This window comes from Serratia sp. JUb9 (assembly GCF_014298095.1).
GTDB lineage: Bacteria > Pseudomonadota > Gammaproteobacteria > Enterobacterales > Enterobacteriaceae > Serratia_B > Serratia_B rhizosphaerae.
The window spans coordinates 3,024,053-3,037,138 of sequence record NZ_CP060416.1 but is presented as its reverse complement, the minus strand read 5'-3'; the positions used below and the strand labels follow the sequence as shown (position 1 = coordinate 3,037,138).

At 60.1% G+C, this 13,086-nt stretch carries 10 protein-coding genes; 5 read left to right on the top strand and 5 right to left on the bottom strand.

The features are described from left to right. Positions 1–53 precede the first annotated feature (53 nt). Positions 54–3,530, bottom strand: a complete 3,477-nt coding sequence (gene mfd / locus HF675_RS14385; protein ID WP_187043282.1) for a transcription-repair coupling factor — start codon at positions 3,528–3,530, stop codon at positions 54–56. A 239-nt stretch (positions 3,531–3,769) separates the two neighbouring features. On the opposite strand from mfd, the gene lolC reads away from it, so the two are divergent. Genes lolC through cobB form a run of 5 tightly spaced genes read left to right on the top strand, consistent with a single transcriptional unit; the run spans position 3,770 to position 8,737 of the window. Then, positions 3,770–4,972 (top strand): lipoprotein-releasing ABC transporter permease subunit LolC, encoded by a 1,203-nt coding sequence (gene lolC / locus HF675_RS14380; RefSeq protein ID WP_187043281.1) that lies wholly within the window; start codon positions 3,770–3,772, stop codon positions 4,970–4,972. Continuing rightward, positions 4,965–5,669 carry a lipoprotein-releasing ABC transporter ATP-binding protein LolD gene (gene lolD / locus HF675_RS14375; RefSeq protein ID WP_105230755.1) on the top strand — a complete coding sequence of 235 codons (705 nt, stop codon included), beginning with the start codon at positions 4,965–4,967 and terminating at the stop codon, positions 5,667–5,669. Before lolC ends, lolD begins: the two co-directional genes overlap by 8 nt. Further along, positions 5,669–6,916, top strand: a complete 1,248-nt coding sequence (gene lolE / locus HF675_RS14370; RefSeq protein ID WP_111737259.1) for a lipoprotein-releasing ABC transporter permease subunit LolE — start codon at positions 5,669–5,671, stop codon at positions 6,914–6,916. Before lolD ends, lolE begins: the two co-directional genes overlap by 1 nt. A gap of 56 nt (positions 6,917–6,972) precedes the next feature. Further along, the gene (nagK, locus tag HF675_RS14365) at positions 6,973–7,887 is read left to right on the top strand and encodes an N-acetylglucosamine kinase (RefSeq protein WP_105230757.1); all 915 of its coding nucleotides are present in this window, start codon (positions 6,973–6,975) and stop codon (positions 7,885–7,887) included. 13 nt (positions 7,888–7,900) lie between these two features. After that, positions 7,901–8,737 (top strand): Sir2 family NAD+-dependent deacetylase, encoded by an 837-nt coding sequence (gene cobB / locus HF675_RS14360; protein WP_187043280.1) that lies wholly within the window; start codon positions 7,901–7,903, stop codon positions 8,735–8,737. An 83-nt stretch (positions 8,738–8,820) separates the two neighbouring features. Here the strand turns inward: cobB and potD are convergent, their stop codons facing one another. The 4 genes from potD to potA all read right to left on the bottom strand — a co-directional run bounded on the left by potD (position 8,821) and on the right by potA (position 12,807). Then, complete coding sequence (gene potD, locus HF675_RS14355) at positions 8,821–9,867, bottom strand: spermidine/putrescine ABC transporter substrate-binding protein PotD (RefSeq protein ID WP_105230759.1); 1,047 nt, start codon at positions 9,865–9,867, stop codon at positions 8,821–8,823. A 207-nt stretch (positions 9,868–10,074) separates the two neighbouring features. Further along, positions 10,075–10,851: a spermidine/putrescine ABC transporter permease PotC gene (gene potC, locus HF675_RS14350; RefSeq protein WP_105230760.1), complete on the bottom strand. Its 777-nt coding sequence runs from the start codon at positions 10,849–10,851 to the stop codon at positions 10,075–10,077. Beyond that, on the bottom strand, positions 10,848–11,708 hold the full coding sequence (gene potB, locus HF675_RS14345) for a spermidine/putrescine ABC transporter permease PotB (protein ID WP_105230761.1): 861 nt from the start codon (positions 11,706–11,708) through the stop codon (positions 10,848–10,850). The genes potC and potB overlap by 4 nt, the downstream gene beginning before the upstream one ends. Then, on the bottom strand, positions 11,692–12,807 hold the full coding sequence (potA, locus tag HF675_RS14340; RefSeq protein ID WP_187043279.1) for a spermidine/putrescine ABC transporter ATP-binding protein PotA: 1,116 nt from the start codon (positions 12,805–12,807) through the stop codon (positions 11,692–11,694). Before potA ends, potB begins: the two co-directional genes overlap by 17 nt. Positions 12,808–13,086 lie beyond the last annotated feature (279 nt).

Genomic DNA, 13,086 nt, shown 5'->3' with positions numbered 1-13,086 from the left:
CGTCACCGTCGGCTGCGGGTTTTTGTTTGCCCGCGCTGCGGGCTGCGGCTGTTTTACGCCAGCGTATGTTCGCGGCAGGCGCTCAGCAGATCCTCGATAAACTTCAGCCGTTTGGCCCGGTCGGTCAGATCGAGCATAAACTTCAGCTTGGTGGGGCCGTCCAGCCGGTAGATCTGCGGCTGGCTCTGCAGCAGGCCGATCAGGTAACCGGGATCGACGCGGTTCTTTTCGCCGAACTCGACAAAGCCGCCGCGTTCGTTAACCTCAATTCGCTTGATGCCCAGCGTCTGCGCATGCTGACGCAGCGCGGCGCTGTGTAGCAGATTGCGCGTGGCATCCGGCAGTTTGCCGAAGCGGTCGATCAGTTCCACCTTCAGTTCTTCCAACTCGCCGTCATGCTTGGCGCTGGCGATGCGTTTGTACAGCGACAGACGGGTGTTGACGTCCGGAATGAAATCGTCCGGCAGCAGCGCCGGCATACGCAGTTCCACCTCGGTCTGGCTGCTGGTCAGGTCCTCCAGCGACGGCTCCCGTCCCTGTTTCAGCGCATCCACCGCGCTTTCCAGCAGCTCCATATACAGCGAGAAGCCGATGGTGGTCATCTGCCCGCTCTGGTCTTCTCCCAGCAGTTCGCCGGCGCCGCGGATTTCCAGATCGTGCGTGGCCAGCGCGAAGCCGGCGCCCAGATCTTCCAGCGTGGCGATGGCTTCCAGGCGTTTATGGGCGTCGCTGCTCATCGCTTTAGGATTCGGCGTCAGCAGGTAGGCGTAAGCCTGATGGTGCGAACGACCGACGCGGCCGCGCAGCTGGTGCAGCTGCGCCAGACCGAAGCGGTCGGCCCGTTCGATGATGATGGTGTTGGCGCTGGGAATATCGATGCCGGTCTCAATAATGGTGGTGCAGACCAGTACGTTAAAGCGCTGGTGGTGGAAATCATTCATCACCCGCTCCAGATCGCGCTCGCGCATCTGGCCGTGGCCAATGGCGATGCGCGCTTCCGGCACCAGCTCCGCCAGCCGTTCGGCTGCTTTCTCGATGTTTTCCACGTCGTTGTACAGGTAGTAGACCTGGCCGCCGCGCAGCGTCTCACGCAGAATCGCTTCGCGCACCACCAGGCTGTCGTATTCGCGCACAAAGGTTTTTACCGCCAGACGGCGCGCCGGCGGGGTGGCGATAATCGACAGATCGCGCATGCCGCTCATTGCCATATTCAGCGTACGCGGGATCGGCGTCGCGGTCAGCGTCAGAATATCTACGTCGGCACGCATCGCTTTGATGCGCTCTTTGTGGCGTACGCCGAAGCGGTGTTCTTCGTCGACGATCAGCAGCCCCAAATCTTTCCAGCGCAGATCGCTCTGCAGCAGCTTGTGGGTGCCGATAACGATATCAACCTTGCCGTCCGCCGCGTCGTCCAGCACCTGCTGTTGCTCTTTAGCACTGCGGAAGCGCGACATCATCTCAATACGGATTGGCCAGGTGGCGAAACGGTCGCGGAAGTTGTCGAAGTGCTGTTGCGCCAGCAGGGTGGTGGGCACCAGTACCGCCACCTGCTTGCCGTTCTCCACCGCCAGGAAGGCGGCGCGCATTGCCACTTCGGTTTTGCCGAAGCCCACGTCGCCGCACACCAGACGGTCCATCGCCAGTGGCTGGCACATATCGCTCAGCACCGCATTGATCGCCTGTTCCTGATCGGGCGTGGTTTCAAACGGGAACGTCTGGCAGAACAGCTGATACTGTTCGCGGTCGTGTTTAAAGGCGAAACCGGCTTTGGCCGCGCGCTGCGCGTAGATATCCAGCAGTTCGGCGGCGACGTCGCGCACTTTCTCTGCCGCTTTCTGCCGCGCCCGCGACCAGGCGTCACCGCCGAGTTTATGCAGCGGGGCATTTTCATCGGCGCCGCCGGCATAGCGGCTAATCAGATGCAGCGAGGAAACCGGCACGTACAGCTTGTCCTCACCGGCGTAGGACAAAATCAGGTATTCCGCTTTGATGCCGCCGGCTTCCAGCGTGGTCAGGCCGACATAGCGACCGACGCCGTGCTCAAGGTGCACCACCGGCTGGCCGGGGTGCAGCTCCGCCAGGTTGCGGATCAGGGTATCGGTATTGATGGTGCGGCGGTTATCCTGCCGACGTCGGCTGACGCGTTCGCCCAGCAGGTCGCTTTCGCAAATCAGCGCCCGCTGGCGCATCGCATCGAGGAAGCCGCGTTCGGCGGCGCCGACCATCATATAACGGCCGTTGTCGTCGGCCTGATCCAGCCGCTGAATCAGGCTGGTGCCCAGCTTGATGCGGCCGAGCAGATCCTGCAGCGTCTCACGCCGGCCCTCGCTCTCCACCGAGATGATCACGCTGCCGTCAAAACCTTCGATAAAGCGGCGCAGGTTATCCAGCGGCGCTTTTTGCTGCGCCTGTACCGCCAGGTCGGGCAGGCTTTGGTAGTCGAGATTGGTGTTGCCCGCTTTGGCTGGCAGTGCCTCGGTTTTCAGCGCCACGCGCGGCCAGGCCTTCAGCTCGGCGAACAGGGCGTCGACGCGCAGCCACAGGGTGTCCGGCGCCAGCAGCGGGCGCATCGGGTCGACGCGGCGGCTCTCATAGCGCTGATTGACATCCAGCCAGAAGCGCTCGGCAGCGCTCTCCAGGTTGCCGGTATTAACCAGCAGGGTATTCGCCGGCAGATAGCTGAACAGCGACGGCAGCGGCTGGCTGAAGAACAGCGGCTGCCAGTATTCGATACCGGCGGGCCAGCTGCTTTTGCTGACCTGCTGGTAAATATGTTCGGCGTCGCGGCGCACTTCAAACTGTTCACGCCACTGGCTGCGGAACAGTTCGATAGCGTTTTTATCGGTCGGGAATTCGTGCGCCGGCAGTAGGTTGATCGACTCGACCTCGCTCAGCGTGCGCTGAGTGTCGACGTCGAAAATGCGCAGGCTGTCGATTTCGTCATCAAAGAAATCGATGCGGTACGGTTCGTCGCTGCCCATCGGGTACAGATCGAGCAGGGCGCCGCGGGTGGCAAACTCGCCGTGCTCCATCACCTGATCGACGCTGCGGTAGCCGGCCTGCTCCAGCTGGGCGCGCAGTTTATCCCGCGACAGCCGCTGACCCTTATTCATCACCAGCGCATGGCCGTGCAGGAACTCATGCGGGCAGACGCGCTGCATCAGCGTGTTGACCGGCAGAATAATAATGCCGCGCGCCATGGTCGGCAGATGGTACAGGCTGGAGAGACGGGCGGAGATAATCTCCTGATGCGGCGAGAAGCTGTCGTAAGGCAGCGTTTCCCAGTCCGACAGCGTGGTGACCATCTGATCGGTAAACTGCTGGATCTCATCGCGCAGACGCAGGGCATTTTGCATATCCGGCGCGATCAGCATGATAGGTCCGTCGTGGCGTTCGGCGATTTCGGCGCACTCAACGGCGCAGGCCGAACCGGTCAGCTGACCCAGCTGGCGTAAATCCCCTGCGCGGTTCGGCAGGTCATAGCGGGAGGTAAGTGCTGCGGAACGACTACGGTTATCGGAAATGCTCATCAGGTATCTTTTGATCTGTAAATTGACGGTGATCCGGCGTCGACAGGCGGCGCTTTTGTTTGCTTTATACTAGCCCACTGGCCGGCAAACTGACATAGGCAAATGGGCTTAGTGACGGTTAATTAACCCGCATGCGGCCGCTCTGGCAGAATAAAAGCCGCCGAACGGTTCCCTAATCGGCGCGGAGCCTTTATTATCCATGATCACTTTGCTTAAGCTACGGCCACAAAACGGATTTCATGTATCAACCTGTCGCGTTATTCATTGGCCTGCGCTACATGCGCGGGCGGGCTTCAGACCGCTTTGGCCGGTTTGTCTCCTGGCTTTCCACGATCGGCATTACGCTGGGGGTGATGGCGCTGGTCACCGTGTTATCGGTGATGAACGGCTTTGAAAGGGACCTGGAAAACAACATTCTGGGCCTGATGCCGCAAGCGCTGGTCACCACTCCGAGCGGGTCGGTCAATCCTCAACATCTGCCGGCTTCTGCGGTGCAGGGGCTGCGCGGCGTGACTCGCGTGGCGTCGCTGACCACCGGCGACGTGGTGCTGCAAAGCCCGCGCAACGTGGCGGTCGGGGTGATGCTTGGCGTCAACCCGGACGAAGCCGATCCACTGACGCCGTTTCTGGTTAATGTCAAACAGCAGGCGCTGCAGCCTGGCGGGTACAACGTCATTCTGGGCGAAGTGCTGGCCGGCAAATTGGGCGTCAAACGCGGCGACAGGCTGCGTCTGATGGTGCCGAGCGCCAGCCAGTTTACCCCGATGGGGCGCATTCCCAGCCAGCGCGTGTTTACCGTGGCCGGCACCTTCCATGCCAACAGCGATGTGGACGAATACCAACTGCTGGTCAATCAGCAGGATGCTTCGCGTGTGATGCGCTACCCGGCAGGCAATATCACCGGCTGGCGCCTGTTCCTGCAGCAGCCGCTGGCGGTCGACAGCCTGAGCCAGCAGGCGTTGCCGCAGGGCGCAAGCTGGAAAGACTGGCGCGATCGCAAAGGCGAGCTGTTCCAGGCGGTGCGCATGGAAAAGAACATGATGGGGCTGCTGCTGAGCCTGATCGTGGCGGTTGCCGCCTTTAATATCATTACCTCCCTCGGCCTGCTGGTGATGGAAAAGCAGGGCGAAGTGGCCATCTTGCAAACCCAGGGGCTGACGCGCCGCCAGATTATGGCGGTGTTTATGACCCAGGGCGCCAGCGCCGGGATTATCGGCTCGCTGCTCGGTACGCTGCTGGGCGTGGTGCTGGCGCTGAACCTGAATACCATTATGCCGGCGCTTGGCGCGCTGATTGACGGCGCGTCGCTGCCGGTGGCGGTTGAACCGCTGCAGGTGACGATCATCGCCGTCGCGGCGATGGCGGTGTCACTGCTGTCCACGCTGTACCCTTCATGGCGCGCCGCCGCCGTTCAACCCGCTGAGGCTTTACGTTATGAGTAACCATCCTTTGTTGCAGTGTGACAACCTGTGCAAGACCTATCAGGAAGGCAATCTGCATACCGACGTGCTGCGAAATGTCAGTTTTGCCATGCAGCCCGGCGAGATGATGGCGATTGTCGGCAGCTCTGGCTCGGGGAAAAGTACGCTGTTGCACCTGCTGGGCGGGCTGGATTCACCGACCTCCGGCAGCGTGGTATTCAAGGGGCAGGCGATGAATTCACTGTCATCCGCCGCCAAGGCCGAACTGCGTAACCGCGAGCTGGGCTTTATCTATCAGTTTCACCACCTGCTGCCGGACTTTTCCGCGCTGGAAAACGCGGCGATGCCGCTGCTGATCGGCGGCGTCAAGCCGGCGCAGGCGCAGGAGAAAGCGATGGAAATGCTGGCGGCGGTCGGGCTGGATAAACGCAGCAAACACCGTCCGTCAGAACTGTCCGGCGGTGAACGCCAGCGGGTGGCGATCGCCCGTGCGCTGGTGAATAATCCGTCGCTGGTGCTGGCGGATGAGCCGACCGGCAACCTGGATCACCGCACCGCCGACAGCATTTTTGACCTGCTGGGGGAGCTGAACGTGCGTCAGGGCACCGCGTTTCTGGTGGTGACCCACGATCTGCAGCTGGCCAAGCGTCTTAACCGCCAGTTGGAAATGCGCGACGGCCATTTGCAGGCGCAGCTGACGCTGCTGGGGGCCGAGTAATGCGCGCATTGCCTCTCTCACTGCTGACGGCGCTGCGTTTTAGCCGCGGTCGGCGGCGCGGCGGCATGGTGTCGCTGATTTCGGTGATCTCTACCATCGGCATTGCGCTGGGCGTGGCGGTGCTGATCGTCGGCCTGAGCGCGATGAACGGCTTTGAGCGCGAGCTGCAGAACCGCGTGCTGTCGGTGGTGCCGCACGGGGAAATCGAGCCGGTGAATCAGCCGTTTAACGGCTGGCCGGCGATGATGCAGCGGGTGGAAAAGGTGCCGGGCATTCTGGCCGCCGCGCCGTATATTAATTTCACCGGCCTGATGGAAAACGGCGCCCAGCTGCGCGCGGTGCAGCTGAAAGGGGTCGACCCGGCGCAGGAAGCGAAGCTCAGCGCGCTGCCGAAGTATGTGCAGGGCGACGCCTGGGCCAACTTCAAGGGCGGCGAACAGCAGGTGATTCTGGGTAAAGGCGTCGCCGACGCGCTGGGCGTCAAGCAGGGCTCCTCTGTTACGGTGATGATCCCCAACAGCGATCCGCAGATGAAATTGCTGCAGCCGAAGCGTATTCGCCTGCATGTCAGCGGTATTTTGCAGCTCAGCGGCCAGCTGGATCACAGCCTGGCGATGGTGCCGCTGGCTGATGCGCAGCGCTATCTGGACATGGGTGACAGCGTCACCGGCATCGCCATCAAGGTTAACGACGTGTTCGCCGCCAATAAGCTGGTGCGCGACGCCGGCGAGGTGACCAACGCCTACGTTTATATCAAGAGCTGGATCGGCAAGTACGGCTATATGTACCGCGATATTCAGATGATCCGCGCCATCATGTATCTGGCTATGGTACTGGTGATCGGCGTGGCCTGCTTCAACATCGTTTCCACGCTGGTGATGGCGGTGAAGGACAAGAGCGGCGATATCGCCGTGTTGCGTACGCTGGGCGCCAAAGACGGCTTTATCCGGGCGATATTCGTCTGGTATGGCCTGCTGGCGGGGCTGGTGGGCAGCCTGAGCGGCGTGGTGGTCGGCATCTTTGCCTCGCTGCAGCTGACGAATATCATCAAGCTGATTGAAAAGATGGTCGGTCATTCATTCTTGTCCGGCGATATCTATTTTATCGACTTCTTACCGTCGGAGCTGCACTGGCTGGATGTCGTCATTGTGCTGGCGACCGCGATCGTGCTCAGCCTGCTGGCCAGCTGGTATCCGGCGCGACGCGCCAGCCGTATCGATCCGGCGCGGGTGCTAAGCGGTCAGTGATCGGGTTAAAAATGGGGCGCAGTGATGCAGCCCCATTTTTTTACGTGAGGTAACGGATGTTCTACGGTTTTGATATGGGCGGCAGCAAAATTGAGCTGGGGGTGTTCGACGCCGACCTGCAACGCATCTGGCAAAAGCGCGTGGCGACCCCGCGGGACGACTATCGCCAACTGCTGGCGACGCTGCGTGATATGACGCTGGAGGCGGACGCCGTCTGCGGCGCTGCCGGGCAGGTGGGCATCGGCATTCCCGGTTTGCCTAACGATGATGACGGCACGCTGTTTACCGCCAACGTGCCGGCGGCGATGGGGCAGGCGCTGCCGCGCGATTTGGCGGCGCTGATTGGCCGGGAAGTGCGGGTGGAAAACGACGCCAACTGCTTCGCGCTGTCGGAGGCGTGGGATAAGGAGTTCCGTCGCTATCCGGTGGTGTTCGGGCTGATCCTCGGCACCGGCGTGGGCGGCGGCCTGATCGTCGACGGCAAGGTGGTGTCCGGCCGTAATCATATCGCCGGCGAATTCGGGCATTTGCGTCTGCCGGTTGATGCGCTGGAAGTGCTGGGGCGTGATATACCTCGCGTTGCCTGCGGCTGCGGTCATCATGGTTGCATTGAAAATTACATATCAGGCCGCGGATTTGAGTGGCTGTACGCGCATTTTTATCAGCAGCGCTTGTCGGCGCCGCAAATTATTGCGCATTATCAGGCCGGTGAGCCGCAGGCGCAGGCTCACGTTGAGCGTTTTCTCGATCTGCTGGCGATTTGTCTGGGCAATTTACTGACCGTCATCGATCCGCATCTGGTGGTGATTGGCGGGGGATTATCGAATTTTGCAGCGATCTACCAGGCGCTGCCGTCACGTCTGCCGCGCAGCCTGTTGCGCGTGGCGAAGATGCCGCGGATCGAACCGGCGCGCTATGGCGACGCCGGCGGCGTGCGCGGGGCGGCGTTTCTCAACCTGGCGGATCATTGAATAAGGAGTAGTTATGCGTACGCGCCATCGGCTGCATCAGTTTCGCAAGAGCAAACATGTGCTGCACCAACGTTTTCGTTCGCGGATTTTTCACCGCGATACCATGGCGGCGGCGGAGTTGAAAAAGCCGTTTGTGGTGGTGTTGACCGGGGCAGGTATTTCTGCGGAATCCGGCATTCGCACCTTCCGCGCAGCGGACGGTTTGTGGGAAGAGCACAAGGTGGAGGACGTGGCGACGCCGGAAGGTTTCCAACGCGATCCGGAGCTGGTGCAGGCGTTTTACAATGCGCGCCGCCGCCAGCTGCTGCAGGATGATATTGCGCCGAACGCCGCGCACCGTGCGCTGGCCAGTCTGGAAGAGTGGCTGGGGGATAACTTTCTGCTGGTTACGCAAAATATCGACAATCTGCACGAGCGCGCCGGCAACCACCGGGTGGTGCATATGCATGGAGAACTGCTGAAGGTGCGCTGCACGCAGTCCGGCCAGGTGGTTGACTGGCCCGGCGATCTGAGCGTCGACGACCGCTGCCACTGCTGCCAGTTCCCGGCGCCGCTGCGCCCGCACGTGGTGTGGTTCGGCGAAATGCCGATCGGTATGGACGATATTTATCAGGCTCTGGAGAGGGCGGATTTCTTCGTCGCTATCGGCACCTCCGGGCATGTGTATCCGGCGGCCGGGTTTGTGCATGAGGCGCGGCTGAGCGGTGCGCATACTATGGAACTGAATCTGGAGCCGAGCCAGGTGGAAAGCCAGTTTGTCGAGAAGCATTACGGGCCGGCCAGTGAAGTGGTGCCGCGCTTTGTGCATAAATTTCTGATGGGGAAGATTGAACGTGCCGATCGGCCGTAACCCTGTTGGCGTCGCTGCAGCGCTGGCAGCGGAGGAAACAAGACCGGGCATTGCGCCCGGCCTGAATCAGCCAGAGGCTGGCGTTAGCGGCCGGCCTTCAGCTTCTGGAACTGGGTTTCGTACAGCGTGCTGGCATCGCCGACGTCGTTCTGCCATTCGCCGTTTTTGATCACTGCTTCGTCCGGATACAGTGACTTATCGTTGGCAATGTCCGGCGGCAGCAGTTTTTTCGCGGCCAGATTCGGCGTTGGGTAACCGATGGTTTTCGCCACCTGCACGGCAATTTCCGGCCGCAGCAGGAAGTTGATCAGCTTCAGCGCGCCGTCGACGTTTTTGGCGTTAGCCGGGATCGCCAGGCTGTCCATCCAGAAAATACCGCCTTCCTTCGGCCAGACAATCTCCAGCGGCGTGCCGGCCTGACGGGCGACAAAGGCCGAGCCGTTCCACACCATGCCCAGGTTGACTTCCCCTTCCATAAACGGGTTGCCCGGGTTGTCGGAGTTAAAGGCCAGCACGTTCGGCATCAGCTTTTTCAGCTCGTTATAGGCGGCTTCAATCTCTTGCGGATTGGTGGTGTTGCCGGAATAGCCCAGTTTCCGCAGCGCCATCTGGAACACTTCGCGCGCGTCATCGGTCAGCAGCAGGCTGCTTTTGTACTCCGGCTTCCACAGGTCGGCCCATGAGGTAATGGTTTTCGGGTCGATCTCGTCGCTGTTGACGCCGATGGCGGTGGCGCCCCAGATATACGGGATGGAATAATCGTTATTCGGATCGAACGGTTTGTTCAGCAGGTTGGGATCCAGATCCTTAAAGTTGCTGAGCTTGCTCTTGTCGATCTTCTGCAGCATGCCTTCCTTACTCATCTTGGCGATGAAATAGGTGGAAGGCACCACCAGATCGTACGCGCCGTCTTTATAGGTCTTCAGCTTGGCGTACATGCTTTCATTGGATTCATAGGTGGAATAGATCACCTTAATCCCCGTTTCTTTGGTGAACTGATCGAGCAGGCCCGGCGGCACATATTCAGTCCAGTTATAGAAATAGAGGGTTTTGCCGTCATCGGCGGCGGTTGCAGAGCCGATGCTCAGTGCCATCATCCCGGCTGCGAGCAGGTGTGACCACTTTTTCATGCAGCGTATCCTTCAGCAGTTATCGCGTTTAACAGTATAGGCCGAATAGCGGCGCGGCGGTCCTATACCCCAGAGAGCGGCCATTATAGGCGGCGGGCGGCGCGGGGTAAAGGCAGTTATCCCCTTGGTAAATAGCGGCTTTTAGTCTGGAAAACGGGACGGCAGGTGAGAAACGGACACATTCACAATTGGAATGTGTCCGTTCGATTATTTGACGTTGCGATCGCGCAAGATCAGCTGGCTGGCGAGCACCAGCACCAGCGACATCAGCAGCAGAATGGTGGCGAGGGCGTTGACCTCCGGCGAGACGCCGACCTTGACCATCGAATAGATCTTCAGCGGCAGGATCTCATAGCTCGGCCCGGTGACGAACGAAGACACCACCACATCATCCATCGACAGGGTAAAGCTCAGCAGCCAGCCGGCGGCGACGGCCGGCATCGCCAGCGGCAGGATGATTTTGCGCAGGATCGTCACCTCGCCGGCGCCGAGGTCGCGCGCCGCTTCCAGCATTTTGACGTCGAAGCCTTTCAGCCGCGAGTAGACGGTCACCACCACAAACGGCAGGCAGAAAGTGATGTGCGAAAACAGCAGCGACCAGAAGCCCAGCGAGATGCCCAGTAGCATAAACAGCACCAGCAGGGAGATCGCCATCACGATATCCGGCGACATCATCACCACAAACAGCATGCCGCTGACGAATGGCTTGCCGCGGAAGCGGTAGCGGTACAGCGCCACCGCGGTCAGCGAGCCGATCAGCGTGGCGAAGGTGGCCGACAGCACCGCCATGGTCAGCGAGTGGCCCGCCGCCTGCAGCAGACTGTCGTTGTTGAGCAGGGTCGAGTACCAGTCGACGGTAAACCCTTGCCAGTTGATGCCAAAGCGCGATGCGTTGAACGAGTTGACGATCAGAATCACGATCGGAATATATAAATAGGCATAAATGATGGTCATAAAACCACCGCGTAGCAGGCGTCCGATCATTCCAGTTCCACCTTCTTGTTCAGCAGCTTCGCCGCGCGGTAGTACACCAGCAGCATCAGGCCCATGACCAGCGTCAGGCAGATGCTGGTGGCGGCGCCAAACGGCCAGTCGCGAATATTCAGGAACTGGCTCTTGATCACGTTGCCGATCAGCAGGTTTTTCGCGCCGCCCATCAGGTCCGCAACGAAGAACAGCCCCATTGCCGGCAGGATCACCAGCAGGCAGCCGGCGATAATGCCGGGCATGGTCAGCGGCACGATGATGCGGATAAAGGTCTGCAGCTTGCTGGCGCCGAGATCGCGCGCCGCTTCCAGACAGGATTTATCCAGCTTCTCAATGCTGGAATAGAGCGGCATCACCATAAACGGCAACAGAATATAAATCAGGCCCAGCACCACCGCTTCGGAGGTGTACATGATGCGAAACGGTTTGTCGATCACCCCCAGCCACAGCAGGAAATCGTTCAGATAGCCGCGGGTGCTGAGGAACAGCTTCAGGCCGTAGATACGGATCAGCGAGTTGGTCCAGAAGGGGACGATCAGCAGAAACAGCAGCAGCGGCCGCACCTTCTGCGGCAGGCGCGCCAGAATAAAGGCGAACGGATAGCCGATCACCAGGCAGCACAGGGTGGCGATCACCGCCATATTCAGCGAGTGCAGCAGCACTTCGGCGTACAGCGGATCGAACAGCCGGGTGTAGTTATCCAGCGTGAACACCATCTGAATCAGATTGGCGTCGTCGCGGGTCAGGAAGCTGGTGCCGATAATCATCAGGTTCGGCATAAACACGAACAGCACCAGCCAGGCGACTACCCCGGTAATCACCACATTCTGGAACAGTTTACGCGAGGTCTTCATCGGCCAGCACCACCTCCCAGCTTTCAACCCAGGTCACCGCCATTTTCTGATTCAGCGAGTGGTCGACGTCCGGATCGTCTTCGTTAAAGAATTCGCTGACCATGACCATCTTGCCGTTTTCCAGCTCGACGACCGAGTCCAGCGTCATTCCCTTGTAGTTACGTTCGCGCACATAGCCGATCAGGCCGTCGACCTGCTCGGCGCCGTTGATCTCCTCAACGCGCAGATCCTCCGGCCGCAGCAGCACTTTCAGGCGCTGGCCGGCGCTGACCGGCAGGCTGGCGTAGATATCGCATTCGCGCCCTTCGACGTTGGCGCGCACCCGCTGCGCGTCGATGCGTTGCAGCACGGTGGCGTCAAAGATATTAATCTCGCCGATAAAGCTGGCGACAAACAGGTTGCGCGGCTCTTCGTAGATCTCGCGCGGCGTGCCGTCCTGCTCAATGCGGCCTTCGCGCATCACCACGATGCGGTCCGACATGGTCAGCGCCTCTTCCTGATCGTGGGTGACGAAGACAAAGGTGATGCCGAGCTTGCGCTGCAGCGCCTTCAGCTCGTTCTGCATCTGTTTGCGCAGCTTATAGTCCAGCGCCGACAGCGACTCATCCAGCAGCAGAACCTTGGGTTTATTCACCACCGCGCGGGCGATGGCGACGCGCTGCTGCTGGCCGCCGGACAGCTGGCTGGGACGCCGCTGTGCAAAGGCCTCCAACTGCACCATGCGCAGCGCTTCTTCCACCCGCGGGGTAATCTCCGCCGTCGGCGTTTTCTGCATCCGCAGGCCGAAGGCGACGTTGTCAAATACCGTCATGTGCGGGAACAGCGCGTAGCTCTGGAAGACGGTATTGACGTGGCGGTGTTCGGCCGGAATGTCGGTAATATCCAGACCGTCGAGCACGATCTGGCCGCTGTCGACATCTTCCAGGCCGGCGATCAGGCGCAACACGGTGGTTTTACCGCAGCCGGAGGGGCCGAGGATCGTCAAAAACTCGCCGTGATTAATGGTGAGGTCAAGATCGCTGATGATGGTTTTGCCGTCGAATCCTTTGCTTAACGCTTTCAATTCAACAAGTGGCTTCAGAGAGGATTTCTCAGTCATTTATGGTGTCACTCTATCCCGTGAACTCTTGCAGATAGAACCGCCGCTGGAAAAGACTGCGAGAGCTGGCGAAATACCCCGCCGTACAAAAGCTCAAAACCAGTGGCGCCGCTCGAAATTTTTAGAGCGCGCATGATAGACGCTGTGGCAGTGAATTGAAAGCCGAACCGCCGGCAACGCGCTGATTTTTACCATTATAGCCGCACTATACGACAATTTAACGTATTCATTACGCCAATAAATCATTACCGACGGTAATGATTCTCACTAATTCTGGTT